The organism is Pedobacter sandarakinus, from assembly GCF_026240095.1.
Classification (GTDB): domain Bacteria; phylum Bacteroidota; class Bacteroidia; order Sphingobacteriales; family Sphingobacteriaceae; genus Pedobacter; species Pedobacter sandarakinus.
Window position 1 is genome coordinate 1,207,787 of the sequence record NZ_JAPIVG010000001.1, and the last position, 25,107, is coordinate 1,232,893.

General features: G+C 36.6%; 26 protein-coding genes. 16 read left to right on the forward strand and 10 right to left on the reverse strand.

Going from position 1 to position 25,107, the window contains the following annotated elements; all coding sequences use genetic code 11:
* Position 1 precedes the first annotated feature (1 nt).
* The gene (locus tag OQ268_RS05190; RefSeq protein ID WP_265855037.1) at positions 2 to 1,375 is read left to right on the forward strand and encodes an NADH-quinone oxidoreductase subunit N; all 1,374 of its coding nucleotides are present in this window, start codon (positions 2 to 4) and stop codon (positions 1,373 to 1,375) included.
* A 4-nt stretch (positions 1,376 to 1,379) separates the two neighbouring features.
* Here the strand turns inward: OQ268_RS05190 and OQ268_RS05195 are convergent, their stop codons facing one another.
* Complete coding sequence (locus OQ268_RS05195; protein ID WP_265855038.1) at positions 1,380 to 2,069, reverse strand: LytR/AlgR family response regulator transcription factor; 690 nt, start codon at positions 2,067 to 2,069, stop codon at positions 1,380 to 1,382.
* A gap of 232 nt (positions 2,070 to 2,301) precedes the next feature.
* Here OQ268_RS05195 and OQ268_RS05200 point away from each other — a divergent pair, with 232 nt between their 5' ends.
* The 11 genes from OQ268_RS05200 (at position 2,302) to OQ268_RS05250 (ending at position 10,767) form a co-directional block, all read left to right on the forward strand.
* Positions 2,302 to 2,496: a hypothetical protein gene (locus OQ268_RS05200; RefSeq protein ID WP_265855039.1), complete on the forward strand. Its 195-nt coding sequence runs from the start codon at positions 2,302 to 2,304 to the stop codon at positions 2,494 to 2,496.
* 5 nt (positions 2,497 to 2,501) lie between these two features.
* Positions 2,502 to 2,657, forward strand: a complete 156-nt coding sequence (locus tag OQ268_RS05205) for a hypothetical protein (protein ID WP_265855040.1) — start codon at positions 2,502 to 2,504, stop codon at positions 2,655 to 2,657.
* Positions 2,658 to 2,717: 60 nt separating this feature from the next.
* Positions 2,718 to 3,587 (forward strand): CPBP family intramembrane glutamic endopeptidase, encoded by an 870-nt coding sequence (locus OQ268_RS05210; RefSeq protein WP_265855041.1) that lies wholly within the window; start codon positions 2,718 to 2,720, stop codon positions 3,585 to 3,587.
* A gap of 402 nt (positions 3,588 to 3,989) precedes the next feature.
* Positions 3,990 to 4,223, forward strand: a complete 234-nt coding sequence (locus tag OQ268_RS05215; protein WP_265855042.1) for a hypothetical protein — start codon at positions 3,990 to 3,992, stop codon at positions 4,221 to 4,223.
* A gap of 125 nt (positions 4,224 to 4,348) precedes the next feature.
* Entirely contained in the window at positions 4,349 to 6,055 is a 1,707-nt protein-coding gene (locus OQ268_RS05220) for a carboxypeptidase-like regulatory domain-containing protein (RefSeq protein WP_265855043.1), read from the forward strand.
* Positions 6,056 to 6,209: 154 nt separating this feature from the next.
* Positions 6,210 to 6,866, forward strand: a complete 657-nt coding sequence (locus OQ268_RS05225; protein WP_265855044.1) for a DedA family protein — start codon at positions 6,210 to 6,212, stop codon at positions 6,864 to 6,866.
* Between the two features lie 2 nt (positions 6,867 to 6,868).
* Complete coding sequence (locus OQ268_RS05230) at positions 6,869 to 7,420, forward strand: inorganic diphosphatase (RefSeq protein WP_265855045.1); 552 nt, start codon at positions 6,869 to 6,871, stop codon at positions 7,418 to 7,420.
* Positions 7,421 to 7,491: 71 nt separating this feature from the next.
* Positions 7,492 to 8,847 carry a hemolysin family protein gene (locus OQ268_RS05235; protein WP_456153992.1) on the forward strand — a complete coding sequence of 452 codons (1,356 nt, stop codon included), beginning with the start codon at positions 7,492 to 7,494 and terminating at the stop codon, positions 8,845 to 8,847.
* A gap of 9 nt (positions 8,848 to 8,856) precedes the next feature.
* The gene (locus tag OQ268_RS05240; protein ID WP_265855047.1) at positions 8,857 to 9,561 is read left to right on the forward strand and encodes a 16S rRNA (uracil(1498)-N(3))-methyltransferase; all 705 of its coding nucleotides are present in this window, start codon (positions 8,857 to 8,859) and stop codon (positions 9,559 to 9,561) included.
* A 95-nt stretch (positions 9,562 to 9,656) separates the two neighbouring features.
* Positions 9,657 to 10,262, forward strand: a complete 606-nt coding sequence (locus OQ268_RS05245) for a DUF4159 domain-containing protein (RefSeq protein WP_265855162.1) — start codon at positions 9,657 to 9,659, stop codon at positions 10,260 to 10,262.
* Between the two features lie 4 nt (positions 10,263 to 10,266).
* The gene (locus tag OQ268_RS05250; protein ID WP_265855048.1) at positions 10,267 to 10,767 is read left to right on the forward strand and encodes an acetyl-CoA carboxylase biotin carboxyl carrier protein subunit; all 501 of its coding nucleotides are present in this window, start codon (positions 10,267 to 10,269) and stop codon (positions 10,765 to 10,767) included.
* 63 nt (positions 10,768 to 10,830) lie between these two features.
* Here the strand turns inward: OQ268_RS05250 and OQ268_RS05255 are convergent, their stop codons facing one another.
* The gene (locus OQ268_RS05255; protein WP_265855049.1) at positions 10,831 to 12,492 is read right to left on the reverse strand and encodes an SUMF1/EgtB/PvdO family nonheme iron enzyme; all 1,662 of its coding nucleotides are present in this window, start codon (positions 12,490 to 12,492) and stop codon (positions 10,831 to 10,833) included.
* 249 nt (positions 12,493 to 12,741) lie between these two features.
* Between OQ268_RS05255 and OQ268_RS05260 the strand changes: the two genes are divergently transcribed.
* The 3 genes from OQ268_RS05260 to ispF all read left to right on the forward strand — a co-directional run bounded on the left by OQ268_RS05260 (position 12,742) and on the right by ispF (position 17,231).
* Positions 12,742 to 15,321, forward strand: coding sequence for an AsmA-like C-terminal region-containing protein (locus tag OQ268_RS05260; protein ID WP_265855050.1), 2,580 nt, complete (start codon positions 12,742 to 12,744; stop codon positions 15,319 to 15,321).
* Positions 15,322 to 15,524: 203 nt separating this feature from the next.
* Positions 15,525 to 16,715, forward strand: coding sequence for a type IX secretion system outer membrane channel protein PorV (gene porV, locus OQ268_RS05265; RefSeq protein ID WP_265855051.1), 1,191 nt, complete (start codon positions 15,525 to 15,527; stop codon positions 16,713 to 16,715).
* 36 nt (positions 16,716 to 16,751) lie between these two features.
* A complete protein-coding gene (ispF, locus tag OQ268_RS05270) occupies positions 16,752 to 17,231 on the forward strand; it encodes a 2-C-methyl-D-erythritol 2,4-cyclodiphosphate synthase (RefSeq protein WP_265855052.1) in 480 nt (159 codons plus the stop codon).
* Between the two features lie 151 nt (positions 17,232 to 17,382).
* Here the strand turns inward: ispF and OQ268_RS05275 are convergent, their stop codons facing one another.
* The 8 genes from OQ268_RS05275 to OQ268_RS05310 form a co-directional block, all read right to left on the reverse strand.
* Complete coding sequence (locus tag OQ268_RS05275) at positions 17,383 to 17,913, reverse strand: YceI family protein (RefSeq protein ID WP_265855053.1); 531 nt, start codon at positions 17,911 to 17,913, stop codon at positions 17,383 to 17,385.
* Between the two features lie 183 nt (positions 17,914 to 18,096).
* Positions 18,097 to 18,684, reverse strand: coding sequence for a Crp/Fnr family transcriptional regulator (locus tag OQ268_RS05280; RefSeq protein ID WP_265855054.1), 588 nt, complete (start codon positions 18,682 to 18,684; stop codon positions 18,097 to 18,099).
* Between the two features lie 11 nt (positions 18,685 to 18,695).
* Positions 18,696 to 18,854, reverse strand: a complete 159-nt coding sequence (locus OQ268_RS17870) for a FeoB-associated Cys-rich membrane protein (RefSeq protein WP_265855055.1) — start codon at positions 18,852 to 18,854, stop codon at positions 18,696 to 18,698.
* Positions 18,855 to 19,012: 158 nt separating this feature from the next.
* Positions 19,013 to 20,200, reverse strand: coding sequence for an ATP-grasp domain-containing protein (locus OQ268_RS05290; protein WP_265855056.1), 1,188 nt, complete (start codon positions 20,198 to 20,200; stop codon positions 19,013 to 19,015).
* A 125-nt stretch (positions 20,201 to 20,325) separates the two neighbouring features.
* Positions 20,326 to 21,153: a type 1 glutamine amidotransferase gene (locus tag OQ268_RS05295; protein WP_265855057.1), complete on the reverse strand. Its 828-nt coding sequence runs from the start codon at positions 21,151 to 21,153 to the stop codon at positions 20,326 to 20,328.
* A gap of 8 nt (positions 21,154 to 21,161) precedes the next feature.
* On the reverse strand, positions 21,162 to 22,262 hold the full coding sequence (locus OQ268_RS05300; RefSeq protein WP_265855058.1) for a carboxylate-amine ligase: 1,101 nt from the start codon (positions 22,260 to 22,262) through the stop codon (positions 21,162 to 21,164).
* A gap of 26 nt (positions 22,263 to 22,288) precedes the next feature.
* The gene (locus tag OQ268_RS05305) at positions 22,289 to 23,332 is read right to left on the reverse strand and encodes an ATP-grasp domain-containing protein (RefSeq protein WP_265855059.1); all 1,044 of its coding nucleotides are present in this window, start codon (positions 23,330 to 23,332) and stop codon (positions 22,289 to 22,291) included.
* Positions 23,333 to 23,412: 80 nt separating this feature from the next.
* A complete protein-coding gene (locus OQ268_RS05310) occupies positions 23,413 to 24,120 on the reverse strand; it encodes an esterase family protein (RefSeq protein WP_265855060.1) in 708 nt (235 codons plus the stop codon).
* A 169-nt stretch (positions 24,121 to 24,289) separates the two neighbouring features.
* On the opposite strand from OQ268_RS05310, the gene OQ268_RS05315 reads away from it, so the two are divergent.
* Entirely contained in the window at positions 24,290 to 25,099 is an 810-nt protein-coding gene (locus tag OQ268_RS05315) for an alpha/beta hydrolase (protein ID WP_265855061.1), read from the forward strand.
* The last annotated feature ends 8 nt before the right edge of the window (positions 25,100 to 25,107 follow it).

The following is a 25,107-nucleotide window of genomic DNA, read 5'->3' on the forward strand; positions in this document are numbered from 1 at the left end:
GATGAATATCATTATAACCATTAGTATAACAGCTTTTATTGTCCTTTATGCAGGTTTATTTAAAGCAAATAAGGCATTATTACCAATTACTATTGTTGGCTTGCTTACTGCTTTGGGTTTTACCATTGGTGCATGGAATGGTAATGCCATACACTTCGGCATGATGCAAACAGATAATTTTGCTTTGGCCTTTTCTGGCGTTTGTATCATCGGAACATTATTAATTTTCTTGTTAACACAGAACTATTTTCATGCGAAAAGCGATAACATTGCCGAGTACTATACGCTTATTCTCTTCGCCCTGGCGGGGATGATTATGATGGTATCCTACAAGAATATGGCGATGCTATTTGTAGGCTTAGAGATCATGTCTGTAAGTTTGTATATCCTCGCTGGTATCCGCAAAAAAGATTTCGCCTCAAATGAAGCTTCTCTAAAGTATTTTTTGATGGGTGCGTTTTCTACAGGCTTCCTGTTATTTGGCATTACACTAATTTATGGAGCTACCGGTTCTTTCGATTTAGATAAAATTCAAACTTACCTGGTTGATAACAGCAGGGCCATATCGCCAATATTTTATCCAGGTGTAATTTTGATGATGATTGGGTTATGTTTTAAAGTGGGCGCTGCGCCTTTCCACTTTTGGACACCCGATGTGTATGAAGGTTCGCCATCACTAATTACTACTTTTATGAGTACCGTAGTAAAGACTGCGGGTTTTGCTGCATTCTTAAGACTATTCTCTGATGCTTTTGCTCCGCTACATGATTTTTGGGTTACCCCGTTAATTGTAATTGTTTGCATTACTTTGTTTATAGGTAACGTTACGGCGTTGTTTCAGAAGAATTTCAAGCGAATGTTAGCTTATTCAAGTATTTCGCATGCGGGCTATCTTCTGTTTTCTTTGGTAGTAATAGGCGCTAATTCACAAAATAGTGTTTTGGTATATGCAGCAGCTTATACCTTCGCATCCATCATTGCTTTTGCAGTATTAATTTTGGTGAAACAAAAAACAGGTAGCGATAGCTTTGAAAGCTTTAATGGCTTAGGTAAGAAAAACCCTCTGGTAGCTTTATCGTTAACAATTGCCATGCTTTCGCTAGCAGGTATTCCACTAACAGCAGGGTTTATCGGTAAATACCTAATGTTCTTAAATGTTATGGGTGAATACCATACATTCTTAGTGGGCTTTGCCATTTTAAATGCATTAGTTGGGTTTTACTATTATTTTAAAGTAATTGTAGCGGTTTGGTTTAAAGAAGGAGCTGAAGCTGAATTGGCAACACCTAATCAGTATAAAATTGTATTGGCCGTTTCCGTTGCTATAACGCTAATTTTGGGTATTTATCCCACAATAATTTTAAATCTTATATAGGTTTTTAATCGAAATTTCTAAATATAATGTCTTTGTATGTTACAGAAATAGGAAGGGATTTGTTATTGGTTAAGAATACGAAATTTCCTTGTAGTTTCTCTATATGATGAGTTGAAACTATAAATGATTTATGTATTCTTACAAATTGCTTGTACGGTTGTAACTTCTCCTCAATATCTGAAAGTTTTAATAGTGTTATAGTCGTTTTATTAAATGTATTGATATTGACGTAATTTCCATTTGCTTCTATAAAAATTATTTCTTCAATCCACAATTTTACTTGTTCTCTACTTTCTTTTGCTTTAAAGAAAGCAAATGGTTTTTCTGTGGTTGACTGAGCCAAGAGGTTATTAACTGTTGCATTAAATTTGTGGTAGCTAATAGGTTTAGTTAAAAATCCATTAGCTTGTACGTCATATCCATCTAAAGCATATTGTAGATGCCCAGTGATGATAACCAGAAATCTAATTTTATGCCTAATTCTTTTTGCTAGATCGAGCCCAGTTAAACCAGGCATTTCTATGTCGGTAAATAAAAAGTCAATTTTATTTGAGGCGTTAGTTATCGCATTTAATGCTACGATTGAGTCTGTATAGCTATTTAATAATGTTAATTGGTGGGTGTCTTTAATATATTCCGATATCTGATCGACAATTGTAGGGTCGTCGTCTATAATGATACAAGTTGATTTCATCTTCTCTTCGTTTAATTGTAAAGTATTTACCGAAGGGATGATAGGTAGAATAAATTGTAACAAATATAAGATGATAAACTAATTTCACTTTGTTATTTTCAAAAATTTCATCCTTGAAAAACATGATTTCATCCTTGAAATTATAAAGTATATATTTTTTTTGCAACTATTGTGCTACAAAATAACTGGCCAGAAGTTTTTGAATTAATGTTTAATTTAAATTTAAAACAAAATGAAAAAATTAGAATTGGAAAATTTTGGTGTTCAGGAATTGGATGTTAAGGAGATGATTGAAACAGAAGGAGGAAATTTTTGGGCATTTATTGCCGAAGGTTTAATTGAAGCAGCTCTAGACTGGGAAGGGGCTGTAGCTGATTTTAAGGCTGGTTATAATGCAGGAAATAAAGTTTATGGTAAAAGAAAATAATTATTATGAGAAACTTACAAGATTTTAACGTAATAGAGTTAACTAACTCTGAATATAAAGATATAAATGGAGGTAACTTATTGTTTAAAGCAGCAGGTTTTATTCATAGAAGTATTCAAGCCTTAGTTGATTGGGTTTATGACCCCAATAATGACCAATAATTTTTATTCTACAATACTAAACCATTCTGCATATTGATTATGCAGAATGGTAATAACATTATGAAATACATAATATATTTTTTGTTAGTTTGGATTCTAATAGGTGCTTTAATAGGTTCTTTCGGATTTGGCTTAATTTCATTAATCGATAAAATTACTTTTAGGGAGGCAATTAATGTTTACGATAAAAAAGTTTCTTATATCCTTATTTTTCAATTTGTTAGTCTGATTTCGACGGTTATAACCATGCTTATCTTCCTCAAAAGGGAGCAGCTTAATATTTTAGATATTGGATTAAAACTTGAATACCATAAATCAATTTTACAAGGATTCATATTCGGAGCACTTCCTGTCATATTGGTTCTTCTAATCTTATATTTTAGTGGTAAAATTGATATGTCTTCTGCGCAATTTACCCCGCTAAATTTTAGTTCCTATTTTTTTATCTTCATAGTTGGTTCATTAAATGAAGAATTATTAACTAGAGGATACGTTTTAAGGTATTTAATGCTTAATAAGAATAAATATAGTGCATTAATTTTATCATCAATATTATTTGCCGTTTTTCATGTAGCTAATGATAATCTTAGTATTATACCATTTTTAAATATTTTTTTATCAGGACTTTTTTTAGGTATATTTTATATTTATTTCAAGAATCTTTGGTTTTCTATATCAGCTCACTTTGCCTGGAACTTTTTTCAAGGCCCTATTTTGGGCAGTCCGGTTAGTGGTTTAAAAACCGAAAGTATTTTTAAGCAAACCTTAAATGGGCCAGATTATATAACTGGAGGCAAATTCGGTTTCGAGGCATCAATAATTTGTACATTACTCCTTTTGGTATTTATATATTTATTGTACTTGTTTTGTGAATCTAGAGCAAAAGGTATAGCTCATAAAAATTCTAATCTAAAAATTGTTATAGGCTGAGAAATAATTTTGCACGTTCCTAATTAAAAGATAAAATCAATGCCCCTCATATCAAAAGACACTTTAGATGGTACTTCCCTAATCTTCCTCCACCAAACCCACATCCGATCGCAAATAATTTACAGCACTACTACAATAGCGGGTTTAGTAGCCTTAGCAAACTTGCCTTTTTTGTACAAACCGTAAGCGTAAAAGGCACTGGCTTACTACAAAGTGCGGTAGAAAAAACAGAATTTCGCTAACAAACGATAGCTAATTTACCGTTTTCAAAAATTTCATCCTTGAAAAACACGATTTCATCCTTGAAATTAGAAAGTAGATGTTTTTTTTGCAACTATTGTGCTACAGAAATAACTGGCCAAAAAGTTTTTGATTTAATGTTTAACTTAAATTTAAAACAAAATGAAAAAATTGGAATTGGAAAATTTTGGTGTTCAGGAATTGAATGCTAAGGGGATGGAAGATGTTAATGGAGGAGGTTTTTTTGGAGCACTCATTGGCTTTTTGGTTGGGGCTACATTAGCTCTTCTTTCCGGTGAAACTACAATCAATGGTGAAGTTGTTTCTGGAAGTGACAATTGGTTTACCGCTGGATTAATTGGTGCTGGTGCTGGAGCAGTGATTATACCTATTTAACATTAATGGGTAGTGGATTGTAAATTTTAGCAATCCATTACTATTACTTTAAGCAATCTATGCTATAGCTCACTTCAGATGGAACACTTGAAATGGTTAATCTGATTATATTTCCTTTAGTTAATATGAAACATCTGATTATTATCCTAATTTTTTCAACCATCCTTATTAACATTACGTTTGCACAAACCATTTTACTTAAGGGTGAGGTTATTGATAATAAGGATAATACAAGATTATCTGGTGTAACAGTGGCTGTTGGTAATACAATTACAAAAACAGATAAAAATGGTTTTTTCGAACTAAACGCCGAATTGAAATCATTGAAAGAAAGAGCAATAGATTTTAGCCACATAGGTTATCTAAACGTTCGCTTAATTTATCAACCCAATCATTTTTACATTGTAGAGTTATCTGAATCCACAAATGAACTAAAGGAGGTAATGATTGGGATAGGTGATGACATTTTGAAAAAAGCTATCAAAAGAATTCCTGAAAATTATCCAGATAAACCAATTGCTATGAAGGGAATATTAAGGACACAAACGTGGCGCAATCAATCTGAATATTTTAAAGCTGATGCGATTATAAAAGCATATATCCCATCGTATAACAGTACAGAAAGAACAACCATTGCTGTTTTAGAAAATCGAATAGATACGCTATTTGATAGATCGTTAATGTTTCTAAGGCATTCTTCCAACTATAATGTTGTAGATTTTCAGGATATTGCGCATAATCAACGCTTGTTAAATAAAATTTCAAAAAGAAAGAATTTTGACTATCTATTAACTGGAAAACAGTTTTATAATAATCGTAAAGTATTTGTAATTAACATCACTCAGAAAGATTCTTCAAAGGTTTACGATAAGATTGATGCAACGTTTTACATTGATACGGCCTCTTATGCTTTTGTTGCATCAAACATCTATTTATATAATTTAGTTAGGGTTGGCTTGATTAAGCATAAAGTATTGAATTATAGCGTTTCTTACGACAAGATTGGAGCCAAATGGTATTTAAATGAAACGCATACTCATGCAAGTTCAGAATTAAGAAGAGAGGCTCCTGAAACTACTGTAGACTTTTTAAGGACAGAAATTGATAGTATAGATGTTGCAGTGCTTAAATATCAAGACATTATTCAAAATCGAGACGATATTTTTTCGGTTGATAAGAGAACGAGAGGGGATATATGGGCTAAAAGTGAAAGTTTGTTTCAGCAAGCCGAGAAAGAAGGTAGAATTGAGCGAATTGCAAATACACTATTAGATACAATTAAGTATAATAACCTAGTCTCAAATCAGAATATTAAAAAACCTTCTTTCGGAAAAAGGTTTGTAAATTATTTAAGTCATGATAACGTTAGACAGATATTTGGTGCCAAAAAGTTTGCGGTTGAATTTAGCGATGGACATGGATATAAATCCGTAACAGCAAATTATGGACTAAATACAGGAGCCGATTTTAGATTATATAAAAATGTTTTCTTAGGCTATCAAATATCTGCTAATTTATGGAATGATAAACGTATCAATCTTTCAGCACTCAATCTTAACTTATCACATGCCTTTATCTTCAATAAGTCATCTAGAAATATAATTCTTTCACCATATTTCGGTTTTGAATATTTGGGTATAAGAAAAAAGGACGAAAGATTATATAGAGATTATTTTAATTATGGATTGAGGATGTCTTATGAATTGACACATCGAAAAGCATTATTTTTTTCTTCTGGATTAAATTCTACATTAAAAACTTCTACATTCAACGAGTTTTTTATAAATCCAAGCCAGTACGTATTTGGTTTTGGCATCGTGTTTAAACGTTAGATTCCAATTTCTATACGCAACTTAATAAATGTCTTAAATTTATGCTTCTTTGAGGATAATCTAACCCCTTATATTTGTTTTACACTTTTATCATAATAACAACCGCTCATCTTATTTCTTTAATAATTATTTGTAGTTTTACAAATAATTGAATATGCACGATTTTTGGAATAACCTGCATCAGCTAATCGATCCCGAGAAATTATTGAGGGAAGGCGGTTTCTATCTCGTGATATTTGTTATCTATGCAGAGACTGGTCTGTTTTTTGGTTTTTTTCTCCCTGGAGATTATCTTTTATTTCTTGCCGGTATGTTTGTGGCCACCGGTAAATTAGATGTAAATATAGCTATACTCCTTGCAGGCTTATGTATTGCAGCAATATCTGGTAATTTTACAGGCTATTGGTTCGGGCGAAGAACAGGTCCACTTTTGTACACCAGAAAGGATAGTTTCTTCTTCAAGAAAAAATATTTAAGGGCGGCCGAAGCATATTATAACAAGCAAGGTGCCTTTGCGCTAATTATGGGAAGGTTTGTTCCGATCGTTAGGACCTTTGCCCCGATTTTTGCTGGTATAGTGAAACTAGATTTCAAACGATTTGCTTTATATAATGTTGTTGGTGGAGTACTCTGGATTTGCTCGCTTACATTATTAGGCTATTTCCTGGGCAGGAGGTTTGAAAAAGAGATTAACGATTACTTATTATATATTATTATTGGCTTTATCCTTATCACAACTATACCATTATTGATTACCTTTGTAAAAAGTAAGGTTTCGAACCTGGAAGAGGAAAAGACAGATTTAAATTAAAAATGGCAAAAGAAGAAAATCACGCTTGGCATAGCGTATCACCCGGAGCAAACGTTCCAGAAATTGTAAATGCAATTATTGAAATTCCTAAAGGCTCAAAAGCCAAATATGAGATCGACAAAGAATCAGGATTGATTAAATTAGATCGTGTTCTTTTTTCATCTGTAATGTACCCTGCGAACTATGGCTTTATTCCGCAAACATACTGCGATGATAAAGATCCATTAGATATCTTGGTGTTATGCTCGGTAGATGTTTATCCAATGACCGTTATCGAAGCCAAGGTTGTGGGTGTAATGCATATGGTGGATAATGGCGAACAAGATGATAAGATCATCGCAGTAGCAAAAAATGATATGTCGGTTAATTATATCAACGATTTGGACGAATTACCACCACATACAATGAAAGAAATTGTTCGTTTCTTTCAAGATTACAAAGCATTAGAAGAAAAAAATGTGACAATCGAACACTTACTAGGTGTACGTTATGCACACAAAGTGATTAAAGAAAGTATAGAACTTTATAATACTACATTTAGAGAATTGGCATAATGGATTTACCCACGGTCTGCTTGTTTTTAAATTTCGACTTAACTGCAATTCCAACAACATCAAATCTAGCTATGGTTGCCATAGCCGAAACAGATACATCATCAGTTGGGTGGCGATTATTTTTTGCGTTATTTTTAGTTTTATTGAATGGGTTTTTCGTTGCAGCTGAGTTTGCAATTGTTAAAGTTCGTGCATCGCAAATAGAAATTAAAGCCAAATCAGGCAGCAGAGTTGGCAAAATGGCCAAAACCATTATCCACAATCTCGATGGCTATTTAGCCGCCACACAACTTGGAATAACCCTCGCATCTCTGGGTTTAGGTTGGGTTGGTGAGGGCGTGATGCACACCATCTTTAAAAATCTTTTTGATAGCTTAGAATGGGGTTTAAGTGATGCTTTCATTCACTCTGCTTCTACAATAGTTGCTTTCTCGTTAATTACGATTATGCATATTGTATTTGGAGAGTTGGCGCCAAAGTCGTTCGCTATTCAGCGTCCGGTGGCTACAACCTTATTTGTATCTGTTCCATTGCAGATCTTCTACGTGGTATTAAGGCCATTTATTTGGATGTTGAATAGTTTGGCGGCTGTTATTCTTAAGCCATTTGGCATTGATACTTCAGCTGGTCATGAATCACTTCATAGCACCGAAGAGTTACAATACCTGCTTGATCAGGGCAAAGAAAGCGGCGCATTAGATAATAATGAGCATGAACTGATTAAAAACGTTTTCGATTTTAACGAACGCGTGGTTAAAAACATCATGGTACCACGTACCAAGATATCTGGTATAGAATTAACTTCGCTTAAAGAAGATGTTGTAGACAAAATCATTAAAGAAGGCTACTCTAGATTACCCGTTTACCATGAAATCATGGATAAAATCGTAGGGATTATCCACGCCAAAGATATTTTGCCTTTAGTAGCATCGGGAAATCAGCATTGGACCCTAAACGATATCATTCGGAAGCCTTACTTTGTTACAGAAACGAAGAAAATTAAGGATTTGATGAGCGAGCTTCAAAGCAACCGAATTCAGATCGCTATTGTTTTGGATGAATTTGGGGGCACTGCCGGAATGGTTACGCTCGAAGATATTGTAGAAGAGCTTGTTGGAGAAATTCAAGACGAATACGATGAAGAGAAACCTTTAGTTGAACGCGTATCTGATAATGAATTCATCGTTAATGCGTTCGCAACAGTTTATGATGTAAACGAGTATCTTCCGCACGACTTACCAGAAGACGAGGATTTTGATACCATCGGCGGATTAGTTTCTCACGTTTTTGAACGTATTCCTGAAGTAGGCGAGAGCAATGAATCATACGGTTATCTCTTTACTATCTTAAAGAAAACCGAACAAAATATCGAAACCATTAAGTTAGAACTTGTTATAAATAAGGAAGATATGGTTGATAACCATTAAGTTTCAACCATGCATATTTTTTATACACCAGATATTGCGCAAGATACTTACATCCTAAACGAAGAAGAAAGCAAGCATTGTGCCCGAGTGTTACGTTTGCCTATTGGTGCCTTGGTAAATTTGGTTGATGGGCAAGGTGGTTTCTACACTGCCGAAATTGTTTCTGATCATCCGAAAAAGGTCGTGCTTAAAGTTCTGGAAGTCATTAAAGATTTTCAAAAGCGAAATCATTATTTGCATATCGCAGTTGCGCCAACTAAAAACATCGATAGGTTAGAGTGGTTCCTGGAAAAGGCTACTGAACTAGGAATTGATGAGATTACACCAATAATTACTGACCGGTCCGAACGTCGTGTTGTAAAAGAAGATCGGCTGAATAAGGTAATTACTTCTGCAGTAAAACAGTCTATCAAAGCTTACCATCCAGTTCTGAATGATGCAATATCTTTTGAAACATTTCTGAAACAGGAGCGGGAAGGGAATAAACTTATTGCCCACTGTATTGGCGAAGAGGAAAAAGCCTATATTTCAGACTTAGTTAAGCCTTATCAAAAATACACTATTCTTATTGGCCCTGAAGGCGATTTTACACCCGAAGAAGTAAACTTGGCTTTGAATAAAGGCTTTAAAGCATTAACTTTAGGTACAAACAGGCTGCGTACTGAAACTGCGGCGCTTGCTGTTTGCTTTGAAATCAATTACCTTAATCGTTAATCAGTTTGAAATTAATAGTTGCCAGGTTACCTAAATATATTATACCCGTTTTCAACATTGGTTTAATTGCCATTTCATTCTGGCTAGTGGCTTTTATGCATATTCCGTCTTACCGCATGGCGAAGCTTAAATACAGTGGTGGAGGAGATTGGTATGCAGACCGAACAGCGCTGCCAAATTTGATCGCATTTTGCAATAGCAATTTGAAAACGAATTTTTATCCTGAAGAAAGCATCGTTGAAGTAGGCGCTAAAGAAATTTTTAATTATCCTTTTATCTATATGACAGGCCATGGAAACGTCGTATTCAGCGACCAGGAAGTTAAAAATTTACGAAGTTATTTAACCGGGGGTGGCTTCTTGCACATTGATGATAACTACGGCTTAGATAAATTTATTAGACCTCAAATGAAGAAGGTTTTTCCCGAGTTAAGTTTTGAGGAGTTGCCAGCCAATCACATTATCTACAACCAGAAGTATAAGTTTCCTTCGGGCTTGCCTAAAATTCACGAACATGATAATAAAAGGCCACAGGGTTTTGCATTAATTTACAAAGGGCGGTTGGTTTGTTACTATACCTTCGAATGCGATTTAGGCAACGGCTGGGAAGATCTTGGCACTTATCCTGAAGATACGCAGGAAACTCGAACGAAGGCGCTAAAAATGGGTGCAAATTTAGTTCAATACGCTTTAACACAATAATCATATGTATAAGGTAACAATAGATGATCATTTTGATTTCGACATTGAAGATACTGCAGGAGCAATCACTGTCAACGGGCATTCTGTTGAGTTAGATTCAAGCATAATAAACGCCAGGGAAACCAATATTTTGTATCAAACTAAATCTTATAACGTAGAGGTTGTAGAGGTTGATCAGCAAAGTAAAGTATGCAGAATAAAAGTTAATGGAAATATATATTCAGCAAGAGTAGAAGATCAATTTGATCAACTGCTGAAGCAATTAGGTATGGACAAATTTGCATCCGGAAAGGTAGCAGAAATCAAAGCACCCATGCCTGGTTTGGTACTTAAAGTGTTGTTGGCTTCGGGTGATGAAGTTAAAAAAGGTGATAATCTACTCATCTTAGAGGCCATGAAGATGGAAAACATGATTAAATCAACAACCGATGGGGTGATTAAGAATATTGCTGTGAAGCAAGGTGATAAGGTGGAAAAAAATCAAATCCTGATTCAATTTGCATAGTATAAAATAAAATTAAAGCGCATAAAAAAACCCGATGAAACGCACCGGGTTTTTTTATATATTCTATTTTCCTTTAACCCTGTAAGGTTTTTGCGGAGGATTTTTAAAGCTTCTTTTCCCAGCAGTACTAATCTCTGGTGCACCAAGCATGGTCATGGCGCAACGGAAACCTAGCTCTGCAGAAGATTCGTCTTGTTGCATAAAGCGACGGGTAGCAGGATTTAACCAATAAGCCATATCGTTCCAAGAACCGCCTTTATAAACTCTTGATTTGTCATTAATCAAGGTTACACCTTCTTCGTTAAGAACTAGGTTTTGCCTATCGCGGTAACCTCTTTGATCGGCTTGATAAGTATTTGATGCAGTAATTGACTGCGGATCAGTAGATTTTGAAATCGAATCTGCTCGTTTCGCCTGTGCTTGCTTATCAGCCCAGCTTTGCTTTCTTCCAGAATAGGCGTTTTCCTTAATTGGGTTGCCATACTTATCCAGCGCAATTTTGCCTTTTTGCGTGTCTTCAAGTTTTTTATTGGTAAAATAGTTACCACGATAAGGATTAAATGCATCAGCATCTGTAAAAGTTCCAGTTCTGTAAACATCGTTTACCCATTCGTTTACGTTTCCAGCCATATTGTATAAGCCAAAATCGTTTGCCGTATATTGGATAACAGGAACAGTTAAATCTCCCTTATCATTTAATGAACCACCAACACCCATGTAATCTCCAGGCGCCCGTTTAAAGTTGGCCTGAATCATACCCCTGGTTTTTTTCTTCGCCGAGCTTACGCCCAAGCCATTCCAAGGGTAAATTTTGTTTTGGTTGATGTTTTCGTATTCGGTATTTCCAATTAAGCCTAAAGCTGCATATTCCCATTCAGCTTCAGTAGGTAAACGGTAAGGCTGCATGATTACACCATCCTCTAAAGTGGCCGTTCTACGTGCCTGTGTATTGCCCTTGGCAGCACCAGCGGTTGATGTTGCAGCACCTGCTTTAGTATTATAGTCGATAGGCGCATTTTTGCCCTTATCATCATATTGCCCGTTCAGGTAAGCATCGGTGTTAAATGGCTTATCTGGTTTTGGTGTAGCTGCTGCAGTATTGCCTTTGCCAGTTGTTCCTGCATTTAAACTCTTATAATCTGTCAAGATGCCTTTTTCACGCAAGATAAATTCGTTTGCTCTCGAAGTTCTCCATTCGCAATAACGAGATGCCTGTTCCCATGAAACGCCCACAACCGGATAATCACGATATGCCGGATGTCTAAGGTAATTATCTACATAAGGCTCATTATAAGATAGGGCACGGCGCCATACCAACGTATCAGGAAGTTCATTATAATAATATTCCGCATCTTCTGGATAATTATATCTAATCCAGTGCAGGTATTCTAACCAGTCTGTATTCGATACTTCTGTCTCGTCCATGTAAAACGATGGTACCGTTACCTGTCTTTTGTAGTTATAAATACTAGGTTCTACCCCAGGAACTTCAATTGCGCTTCCACCTACAACCAGTACACCACCTTCTATAGGAATCAGCCCGGGACCAGGTGCCCGCCTGTATTGCGTCGCAACAGCAAAAGCGCCTGAAGCATTATTTTTACTTCTACGATCGGCATACGGAATACCTGTTTTACTAGAGCTATTTCCCCCTTTAGAGCTACAGCTTGTAAGCAAAATTGCTAATGATAAACAAGTAAAAGAGTATAGTAATAATTTTTTCATATGTACTTTAGGAAATACCACCTGATGGTGATTAAGACGATAAAATTAAACAATTTAGATGAATATATAAATATTGTGACAATAAATATTGAATATAATTTTAACCCATAACGTATTATTTTCTTTCGTATTGTGTCTGTTTAATTTTTCATGGTGTAAATGGTTAAATCGTTGTAAGCGTGCAAGATATTTTGGACTGTTTATTGCCAGTGTATCATTCCAAACATTTTATTCTCAAGATTACAAATCATGCTTAAAAAACTTTTATTGGCCATTATTACGGTTTTTACTGTAATTCTGCTTCTTGCTGCTACCATTCCGTTCTTTTTTAAAACAGAAATAGATCAAAAAATGAAAGCAACAATTAATGCTAAGGTAAATGCCAAGGTAGATTTTGCAGACTATGATCTAAGCTTAATCTCATCTTTCCCCAATCTGGGTATAAAAATACACAATTTAAATGTTGTTGGTGTCGATAGCTTTGCGAAGGATACATTAGCTAAAATTAAAAGCTTGCAAGTTAACCTCAACTTATGGAGTGTGCTTAAAGGCCAAACCTATCAGATCAAATCTGTAGCGTTGCAGGAACCAAATATTTATGCGAAAGTATTGAAAAGTGGCAAAGCAAATTGGGATATTCTTAAACCCTCAGCACCGCAAAATGCAGATACTGCTAACAAAAGTGCTTTCAAGATCGCAATTAATCAATACGAAATTGAACAGGGTAGAATTGTTTATGATGATGCTTCTCTGGGTTTCTTTATGGATTTAAAAAATGTAAATCATACAGGTAAGGGAGATTTTACGCAAGATTTAATTGCTTTATCAATCCAGTCAGATATAGAAAATGCTACTGTAACTTATGCGGGAATTCCTTACTTAAATGGGGTTAAACTAGATGCCGAGCTCCCCCTGGAAATTGATGTGAAGCAAATGAAGTTTACATTTGGCGAAAATAAGATTAAGCTTAACGAGCTATTGCTAACTGCAGTAGGTTATTTTTCTATGCCGAATAGTGAAGACATCAATATGGACTTTAAGTTCGATGCGAAAGAATCTGATCTTAAAAATTTCCTGTCTTTGGTTCCCGCTATTTATGCCAATAACTTCAAAGACATGGAAGCAACGGGAAAATTTGCGCTAAGTGGTACTGCAAAGGGTATTTACAACGACAAATCTCTGCCCGCCTTTAAGTTAAATATGGGCATCCAGGATGGCAAAATTAAATATCCCTCGCTGCCATCATCAATCAATAACATTCAAATGAGGTCTGTTATTAATAACCCCGATGGAATTCTTGACCACACCATAGTTGATGTACCAACTTTCCATCTGGAATTTGGGCAGGTACCTGTTGATGGAAGGCTTTTGCTTAAAAACCTGAACACCGACCCATTTGTAGATATGGCTTTGAAAGGTAAGCTAGACTTGAAAGAGCTTACTGCCATTTTCCCTATGAAAGACATTGCTTTAAGTGGTCTACTAGCAGTAGATGTAGCTGCAGCGGGAAGGAAATCCTCAATTGACCAAGGGGCATACCAAAACTTTAATGCTTCGGGTCAAATTCTTGCAAACAATTTTATTTATACAGGCAAAAATGTACCTATGCCAGTTCATATATCCAATGCAAAGATGGTATTTAGCCCAAAGAATATTACATTAAGCCAGTTGGTAGCAAAGCTTGGAAAAAGTGACTTTGAAGCCAGTGGATCAATAAACAACTATCTTGCATACTTTTTTAAACCTAACCAACCACTTTCTGGCAGGTTTAATCTTTCTTCAAATTTAATTGATTTAAATGAGTTGATGGGCAAAAAGCCCGAGATTAGTCATAAATCTTCAGTTCAAAATGAACTTAATGTTTTCCAAGTGCCTGGAAATTTAGATTTTGGAATAGCTGCTAAGGCTGGAAAGGTTCTTTACGACAATTTTGATCTATCTAATGTTAAAGGCGGGCTCTTAATTAAGGATAAAGCTATCAATTTCAATAATATAGGTATGGAAATGCTTGATGGCATATTAAAAATGAATGGTACTTATGCTACTATTAATCCTCAAAAACCACATGTTAATGTAGACTTTGGAATTGAAAAAATGAATATCCAAAAGACATTTGCGGCATTTAACACGATCAAACTATTAGCCCCTGTAGCAAAATATACTAATGGCGTATTCACAACCCAACTCAAATTTAATTCTGACCTGGATCAGCATATGATGCCGGTTTACGAATCCATCAATGCACAAGGATTAACCAATATTGTACAGGCTGTGGTAGCGGGCTTCGAGCCTTTAAATAAGCTAGCTTCTGCATTAGGTACTAATGCGCTTAAGCAACTTGCTGTAAATAATTTGATTGCTAAATTCAATATTCAGGATGGGCGTTTGAATGTTGCGCCATTCGATATCAAAAAGGATGGTATAGTCATGAATGTTAAAGGTTCTAATGGGTTAGATCAATCTATCGCTTACGATTTAGCCCTAAATGTTCCCAGAGAGATGCTTGGCACAAGAGCAAACGAAGCTGCTAATGCTTTGCTTGCAAAAGTAAACAGGAGTGTTGGTACAAGTGTTGCTATAGGCGATAAAATTAAAGCGAATGCTGCAATGGGTGGTACAATTATGAAACCTACCCTAAATTTAAAATATGCTCTGGTCGACACAAAATCAGCGGCAAAAGCTGTTCTAGATAATGTAGTAGCTGAAAAAAAGGTAGAAATCCAACGTAAAGCACAAGAAAAGGTCGATACGCTGAAAGCCAAAGCAACTAAAAAGATCGAAGAAACCATTTCAGACAAACTTAATGGATTATTTAGGAAGCGAAATTAATCATTATTCAAAGCCAAATACCCTACATGTATAGCTTGCACTAATCATCGATCTCACATTTGCGTGTAAAAATCGTAGGTTTAATTAGTAAGTATGTAGTTTATTCGTAATTTGGTGAAATATAATTTTTGGTTTTACGTTAAAGAGCTAATCAATCTCATGTTTTAGCGAACACCAAAATCTAAAATTACGTACCTTAAAGGATGAATTTCAAGTACATTGGTAAACTTGCTTTTTCTGTAATATCTATGGCCTTGGTGTTTGGTAAAACAAATGCTCAGGTAACTATAGGCAATACACAAACCAACGGTACCGAGTCTAATAATATAGTTACAGCTGTTCCATTCTTACTTATTACGCCAGATGCACGTGCAGGCGCTATGGGAGATGCAGGAGTTGCCGTAGCTGGCGATGTAAATTCATCGAGTATAAATCCATCTAAGCTTGCTTTTCTAGAAAAACCTTATGGCTTTTCGGTATCTTATAGTCCATGGTTAAAAAACTTAGTGCCAGATATTAACCTTGCGTATTTGAGTGGTTTTTATAAGTTAGATGATCGCAATACTTTGGGTGCTTCCCTTCGGTATTTTTCTCTTGGTTCGATCCAGCTAACTGACATTAACCAGCAGGATCTAGGTATGGCTAATCCAAATGAACTTGCCTTTGATGTAACCTTTGCCAGAAAATTCGGTGAAGAATTTTCATTAGGCACTTCGTTAAGATATATTTACTCTAATCTTGCATCTGGTCAATTTACATCTGGTCAGGTTCATGGCGGTAATGCCATTGCCGTAGATGTATCTGGTCTCTATAAAACGGGTACTACTTGGTTTGGTAAACCGACTATTGTTTCGGCTGGCGCCAATATTTCCAACATTGGTACAAAAATGAGCTATTCTGATGGCGGAGAGAATTTCTTTTTACCTACAAATTTTAAGCTTGGTGGCGCCTCAACAGTTTCGGTAGATGAGTTTAGTACCCTTACCTTAGCCTTAGATTTTAATAAGCTTCTTGTGCCAACTCAGCCCATATATGATGGGAATAATAATATTGTAAGCGGCCAAGACCCCAATAGATCTGTTCCGGCTGGTATATTTGGCTCATTTACAGACGCACCCGGAGGTTTCAGCGAGGAACTTCGCGAGGTTGGAATTTCTACTGGCCTGGAATATTGGTACAACCAACAATTTGCTTTAAGAGCCGGATATAACTATCAAAGCCCAATGAAAGGCGACAGTAGATATTTTACTTTGGGCCTGGGCCTGAAGTATAATGTGTTTAATATTGATTTTTCTTACTTGCTGGCGAATGCACAGACAAGTCCGCTGGCCAATACCCTCCGCTTTGGTCTTTTGTTTAACTTTGGCGAAAAAAGGTTGTTAAACACTAAATAATCGGTTAGAAGATACCGGTAATCTTATTTACAAATCATGAAAATTAAAGTTGGATTTGGTTTCGATGTACACCAATTAAAGGATGATCATCCCTTTGTGGTTGGCGGTGTAAACCTCGAACACCACAAAGGCGCATTTGGGCATTCTGATGCTGATGTTTTATTGCATGCAATTTGCGATGCCCTTTTGGGTGCTGCAAACCTGAGAGATATTGGATTTCATTTCAAAAATACCGATGAGCAATGGAGAGGAATAAGCAGTTTGATATTGCTTAAAGAAACCATCAAGTTATTAACGGGTAAGGGCTGGAAAGTAGGTAATATTGATGCAATGCTTTGCATAGAGGCACCAAAAATTAATCCGCATATTCCAGCAATGCAAGAAAACATTGCGCATGCAATTGGAATTTCTACAGAAGATATTTCTATTAAAGCAACCACTAACGAACAAATGGGTTTTGTAGGTAGGGAAGAAGGCGTGGTTGCATACGCGGTTTGCTTAATTGAGAAAGAGTAACTGGAAACCTACTTCAATAGTTTATCATGAGAAAGCCGGCAAATTATTGAAACTGCCGGCTTTGTTATATGGTATTCAATATCCACGAAAACAGTAATTGCTGCGATAACATCGCTATTGCAACATTTTTTGTGTAGGAAATATCTTGGGTCTATGCTTGTTTTACGAATTGCAATTCGCCTAGCAATCTTACTTCTTCACTTACCATTACGCCACCTGTTTCTAATGCTGCGTTCCAGGTTAGGCCAAAATCAGATCTGTTAATTTTACCGCTTAAAGTAAAACCTGCTTTGGTATTTCCCCATGGATCTGTTGCTATACCGCCAAACTCTGCGGTAAGTGAAACAGGTTTTGTTTGTCCCTTGATGGTCAAATCACCTTTTACAATATAGTCACCACCATCTTTTTCTATTGTTGAAGATTTAAAGGTAATTGTAGCGAATTGTTCAGCATCAAAAAAATCACCACTTTTTAAATGGTTATCACGATCAGTATTTCCAGTATCTAATGAGTTAATCTCACCACTGAATGAAACTTCAGCATTTTCGAATTCATCTCCTTCTGAAGTAAGCTCAGCAGTAAAAGACTTTAAACTGCCGGTAACAGTTGTAATCATTAGGTGTTTAACTTTAAACTGAAGTTCGCTGTGTGTTGGATCTAATGTCCATTTTGTAGTTGCCATATCTTTTATGTTTTTGAGATTTTCTATTTACAATACAAAGATATGGCGTTGGATTTTCATCCCGATTGATGTATGATAAGTATTCAAGATGGGCCAAGCTGCTAAGTAACTTTACCCGCTTAATTATATATTTCAACATCTGGTAATGTATCAGTTTTAAAACCGACCTGCCTTTATTCCCGATTAAGTTCTAAAGTGTTTATTTGCCAACTCTTTTCTAACCCTGCTAAGCGATTCAGGTGTAATTCCAAGGTAGGATGCGATCATCCACTGTGGAACCCGCAATGTGAGGTTTGGGTAAAGTTTGATGAAATCCAAATAACGTTCTTCGGCGGTAGCACTTAAAAGCATATTAATTCTCTTTTGCATAAAGCGAATAGAATTGTTCAGCAGTTTAGTGTGCATGGGTTGCAAACACGGAACCTTCATAGCGGCCTGCTCCATAAAATCGTTTGGCATGATGATAACTTCAGTGTTTTCTATTGCATCGATGAAGAAAATAGACGCTTCGTTATTCATATTGTTGCGATCAGAAATTAGCCAATTTTCTGGTGCAAACTGAAGGATATGTTCTTTGCCTTTCGCATCAATAGAATAAGCACGTAACAAACCTTTTAAAACAAAAAAACCATTCTTGTTGATATCGCCCGTATACTGGATGATCTCATTTTTTTCAAACTTCTTAATTTTTAAATCGCCTGATATGCTGTCGAACTGCTCGTCTGTAATTTGAATTTTTTCTTTGAGATAGTTTTTAAACTGATCAATCATAAAGCGGATGCCTATTTCTTAAGCGGTTTAATATCAGAAAAATCTACATTACATTTGCAATTTCCACCACAACCATCTTTTTTCACTTGCAAAGATTTGTATACAAGGCGGCCAACATAGGCAATTGCCACGGCAAATAATAAGAACACTAAAATGGTTTGGATGTCCATAAGCACAAATATATACCTCAAATTCCGTTTATCGTTCAGCTTATTGTAAAAAGAAACATTTGTAATGAAGCCAAAAGTAGCTGAGAATGTATTTTAGATTATCCAGTCTTACCAAAACTACTTTGAGCAAGGCTTGCCAGTTCTTTTATCAGGAGGCTCTACTTTTCCATAAACCCAACTGTGCCGCCTACCCAGTCAAAATCTGCATTATACCTCACACCGATCATTTTGCCTCGGCTTAGCCTGGCGAGGTTAATACAAAGCTGAGGCTCACCTCCATCTGGCCATAGGTACATCATCCTAATCTCTGCTTTAACTCCACCATCTGGCGCTTGAACAACAGGTTCGTAAGATACTTTCTTCTGTAAGATCCAATTTTCAGGATCTTCAATTTTGCTGATATCCTGCTCAGTAACATCAATAATCACGCCCATGCCCGCGAAAGAAAATAATGGTTTAAGCACATAATTCTTTAAATCCGCTGGGATACTGTCGATTTGATTCAAGAAACGCGTTTCTGGTACGAATTCGCTATTCAGAAATGGCATTGTGTACTTGCTGATTCGGTAAAACCAATTAGGATGCGTAACCCACTCAATGTCTAAATCATCGCGTGGATCGAAACTATTGGCAAAAACAGCCATGTCATCGGCAACCTCATCAAAAATTAGGCGATTGTAAATCCTTTTTAGTCGAATTTTCTCCCCATTTTCTGTGTAAAATAATTGGTTTCCAACTTGCTCAATATCTGCTAATGATAGCACTTTTATTCCGAGCATTTTTTTAGTAACCAAAAAGTCGATTGCGGTTTTTTGGTTTGGCGCATCAACATCCATCAGCGCAACTTCATGTGCCTGGTGTTTGCCAATAATCACTTCCCGTAATAGGTTAACGTAACTTTCTTCATCGTAACCATTCAAGAAATGGTCGGTTGAGGAATCGATATCGAAACATGTTCTAAAGGTATTTGCTAGGTGCACCTGGAAACCATAGAGCGATGGAAAACCTTGCATTTCAATCAGCATAGGCGTCAATGCTCCAGCTTCATTTTTACAAATACCAAAATCGAAAGTTAAAAAATGGGGCTGTTCATTTTCATTCGGAACATTCCAGTCGGCAGGAATGGCTTTGTTCGTTAGCGTTTTGAAATTAGGTTGCCTAATCAGTTTTATGATTTCCTCACCCGCTGAGATTAATTTTTCCTTTAGGTCTTTAGGAACAAATACAGGAGTTTCTGCTACACGAAATGGGATCTCGGCATATTCTTTCTCGAGTTCATGCAGAAATCTTTGATACTTTTCTTCGGTAAACTGTCGGTTATATCTATCTCGTTGACTGGTTATCATGGCTTGCGGTTATTGTTTGAATATGTTTGTTAGGCGCATCCCCGTGCACCATGAAGCCAAATTAAATCACAAACTTTAGTATAATGCTGGTTTTATAATTGCTTCTGTAAGCACAAGATCGGCTATTATGCTTCCTGAAAGTTTCCTATGGCTTTGTTTAGAAAGTTAGGCAAAATAACGCTTTGTGTTAGCACAATCCTAGCTGGGTCATCCAGACTGGTTAGCATATCTAAGTATTTTTGTTCGCCATGAGTTTCAATAATCACTTTACGTTTTTCTTCCTGCAAGAGATACATTTTCATTCCCACCGGATCTGCTTCTGGATGAAACTGGGTACCAATAATCTCCTCAGAGAAGCGAATAGCCATCATGCAACGCTCTAAATTTACGTGTTTTCGTTCCTTTTCTATGGCCAGCAATGTGGCGCCTTTCTGATGAAAAGCGTTAAAATCTGGTTCTATTACCTGCCAATCTCTACTATCTACTGAGAAGAAAGGGTTCGTAATACCATCAAATATTTCGTCATTTTCTCCATCAGGGGTTAGCGTAATAGGAAAAATACCAAAAGCATTTGATTTCCTCTCAGTTACGTTTCCCAATTCATATTTACGGCATGCCAATTGAAAGGAATGGCAAATTAAAAAAGCATACTTTTTTTTTTCCTGGCTTTGCTCATTAAATTCTGTTATTTGATCCAGCAAATGGTAAAAATCATTCTCCCATTTCTCACCCTCACTTTCTAAAGGACTGCCCGGTCCCCCACTCGAAATGTAAGCGTCATACTCAATACCTGGTATTTCACCTTTTTGCCTCAAATCGAAAATATCGAAGGTTAGATTGACATTATTTTCTTGCCTAAATCGGGATAAGATTTCCTGAATTCCCCTCATTCCCTGGTTTGGTGCGCCATTATTCATATCAATAATGGCCACCTTTAAATCTCTTTTATCCATGTTGAAGTTTACTTAGCACCTATAAGTGTTTGAGTAGTAATGTAATCTACTACCGATTCAAAGTTACCAGTTTGTTGATAAACTGCCAACTGCCTGTCGGCACCAGTACCATGTTCCAGAATTTTGTGAACGTAATTAATGTCTTCACGGCAACCTAAATCGTCTACTACATCGTCAACAAAATCCAATAATTCCAAAACAAGATTGCGGCAATTTACTTCCATTTCCTTTCCAAAGTCGATTAGGTTACCATCTATTCCATACCTGGCGGCACGCCATTTATTTTCGTTAATGAGTGCCCTTGAATAGCTGATAAACTCCATATTTTGAAGCCGGAGCTTATAGAGCTTAGCACATAAAGCCTGAAACAATGCTGTAAAAGCCATGGTTTCATCAATAAGCATTGGGCAATCGCAAATTCGAAATTCTACTGTATCGAAGAACGGATGTACCCGAATGTCCCACCAAATTTTCTTTGCATTGTCCATGCAATTAGTTTTGATGAGTAATTTTACATAGTTATCGTAATCCTCGATGCTATTGAAGATATCTGGAATGCCCGTACGGGGAAATTTGTCGAAAACTTTTGTCCTAAATGATTTGTATCCGGTGTTTCTAGCTTCCCAGAATGGCGAGTTGGTGGATAGCGCAAACACGTGCGGTAGAAAATACCTTACCTGATTTGCAATGTGAATGGCCAGTTCTCGGGATTGAAAACCAACATGTACATGAAGTCCAAAAATTAGGTTCGATCTCGCAGCTTCCTGTAGTTCATTTACAATCTCATTATAGCGGGGATGTTCGGTAATTAATTGCTTTTCCCAATGTGAAAATGGGTGGGTGCCGGCCGCTCCAATTCTTAAGCCTTGTTCTCCGGCCAGTTGAGAAACGGTATATCTTAATTGAGAAATTTCTTTCCTTGCCTCGCCAGTTGTTTTGCAAATGCCCGTGCCAACTTCTACAACGGCTTGGTGCATTTCTGCTTTCACTTGATCTTTATGGATCCTTTGAGCAGCTTCGACAATTTTTTGGTCGTGTGAGGTAAGTTCTCTGGTAACGGGATCGATTACCATATATTCTTCCTCTATGCCCAGCGTAAATTCATTCATCCTGATGTGTATTAATTAAATCCCTATTACTTTTTTGGTGCGGCTTTTTTAGGCTTTGCAGGCGCTTTGGCTTTTGCAGCAACAGGCTTAGCTGCAGCTTTGGTTGCAGCCTTCGCAACTAAGGGTTGGCCTGAAACAGATGCTTTCATATATTCACCCCAGGTTAAATTATCCTGCCCGTCCTTCTGTGATTTTGCACGCTCTATGGCATAGTTTGCCGTGGTTTCAACTACCCAATCAAAGTTTTCCTGTCCCACGCTTTTGATATCTGCATCTGGCGCCGGGTTACAAAAGTCTATGGCTATAGGTACGCCATCCCTAACTGCAAATTCTACTGTATTGAAGTCGTAACCTAAATATCTGCAAAGTTTAAGCGTATATTCTTCAACAGTTTTTAGAAGTTTAGGATCGGGTGCTTTACCGTCTACGGCATAACGTAAATGATGTGGGTTTCGCGGATCATATTGCATAATGCGCACATGTTTTCCGCCAATACAATAACACCTAAAGTATTCATCGAAAATAATTTCTTCCTGTAAAAGCATTACCAATTGTTCTGTTCCGCTGTGCTTATCAAAAAAATCTTCCTTATCATGAAGTTTATAAACATCTCTCCAGCCACCACCGTTATAAGGTTTCATGTAAGCAGGAAAACCGGTATATTCAAATATTGCATCCCAATCTAAAGGCATGGTAAGGTTAGAAAAAGACTCGCCAGTAGTGCCAGTTGGATGTTGCCTTGAAGGTATGAGGGCTGTTTTTGGTACGGGAACGCCAATTTGTTCTGCCAATGCATTGTTAAAAAATTTTTCATCGGCGCTCCACCAAAATGGGTTATTAATTACAGCGGTGCCGGTAATGGCAGCATTTTTTAGAGAAGCCCGATAAAAAGGTACGTCTTGCGAGATGCGATCGATGATAACTGAATAGCCCAGAGGCTGGTTCTGAAATATTTTATCAATTTTTACCGCCTCGGCTACTATGCCACTTTCTGCTTTTTGATTAATTCTTTCGATAACGGCTTCAGGAAAAGAACGCTCCTGGCCAAATAAAATCCCTATTTTTTTCATTGGTCTATTTCTTTTAATGTTCAACTTGTTTATGCAATATTTGTTTGCAAAACTTTGTCTAATTGGTTGTATTTTTTAGGTTATAGTTGTGCTATATAGTTAGGAAACATCTCACGCCAGATCGGCCAGTCGTGGTCTGCATTTTGCCTGATATCGAGCCAGTGGTTTATTCCTTTTTGGTGGAGGATTTGAGACAGGCGCTCATTGTCTGGCCTGCACATATCTCTATCTGTTGTACCCAAAACAATTTTCATGTAGTGTAACTCCGGGTTACTGTTGTTCATGATATAATCCATCGGGTTGTTGAAATAGACATCATCATTGTAAAAACCCTCTAACTGCCCGGTTATATCAAATGCACCACTTAAGCTAAACATATGGCTCACCAGCCATGGGTGGCGAAAAGCAAAGTTAGCGGCATGGTATCCGCCAAAACTGCATCCTGCTGTAATAATTTTGCTGTGCCCTGTTTCATTTCTGGCTAAAGGGGCAACTTCCTCAAGCAAATATTTATCATACCAGATATGATTTTTTACTCGGTCTGCGGGATGTATGCTTTTGTTGTACCAGCTTAATTTATCAATGCCATCAGGACAATAAATCTTAATCTTTCCCTCGTTAATAAATCCTTCTACAGCATCTATTAATTTGAAATCTTTGTTTTCGAAATATCGCCCCATGCTCGTTGGGAACAGTAGAATAGGGATACCACCGTGACCAAAGATGAGCATGTCGATTTCAGCACTTAAATTTGGGCTGTACCACTTTTTATGTTCTTCTTTAACCATAATCAAAATTGAATGTTTTAAGATAGAAATTTAAAATCATAAAATGCATCTATCTTTTAAAAATAAAGCTGATGTAAAAATCCGTCATCGATCATCAATAGTTTGTTCAGATTTGTAACTTTGGCCAAAATTCTGTGGTGCTATGCCAAGTGATAGGGGGATTACAAACATGTATACTACAATTTTATCAGTAAAAATAAATACCAGTAATTATAAAATCCCTTCTGCTTATCTCAAGCGGGAGGTAGAAATAGATATGTATTTACCTGAAGGCATTTTAGGTAATGAAAAAATAGAGCTATTGCTGTTAAACGATGGACAAGATGTTGCTAAAATGGATTTTGCCAGAATTTTAACAGAAGCACATCATTATAAAAGAAACCATAGACTGGTTGTTGTTGCTATTCGTGCTTCTGCACAAAGGCTTTTAGAATATGGTGTTGCAGGCGTGCCCGATTTTAAGGGTCGGGGTGCCAATGCAAAGCAATACAATGATTTCATAGTTAAAGAACTTTTGCCTTTTGTAAAGAAGAAAATTGCATTGCCCATTACTGGAAAAGTTGCCTTTGGCGGTTTTTCTTTAGGTGGATTATCTGCCTTTGATATTGCCTGGAATAACCCATCAGTTTTTGATTGTATTGGTGTTTTTTCTGGTGCTTTTTGGTGGCGTAAAAAAGATTTAGCAGAAGGCTATACAGATGCAGACCGAATTATGCATGCAATGATAGCAGCTACATCTACCAAACCAGGCATGCGGTTTTGGTTAATGACAGGGACTGAAGACGAGAAAGCTGATCGAAACAAAAACCTCATTATTGATTCAATCGATGATACCATAGATGTTGTTAAAGCACTTTTACTTAAAGGTTATAAACGGCCTGAAAATATCTTTTACTATGAGAGAGTAGGAGGAAAGCACGATGTACCTACTTGGGAAAGTGTAATGCCCGCATTTTTAAATTGGGCCTTTGAGGTTTAGTTTGAAAG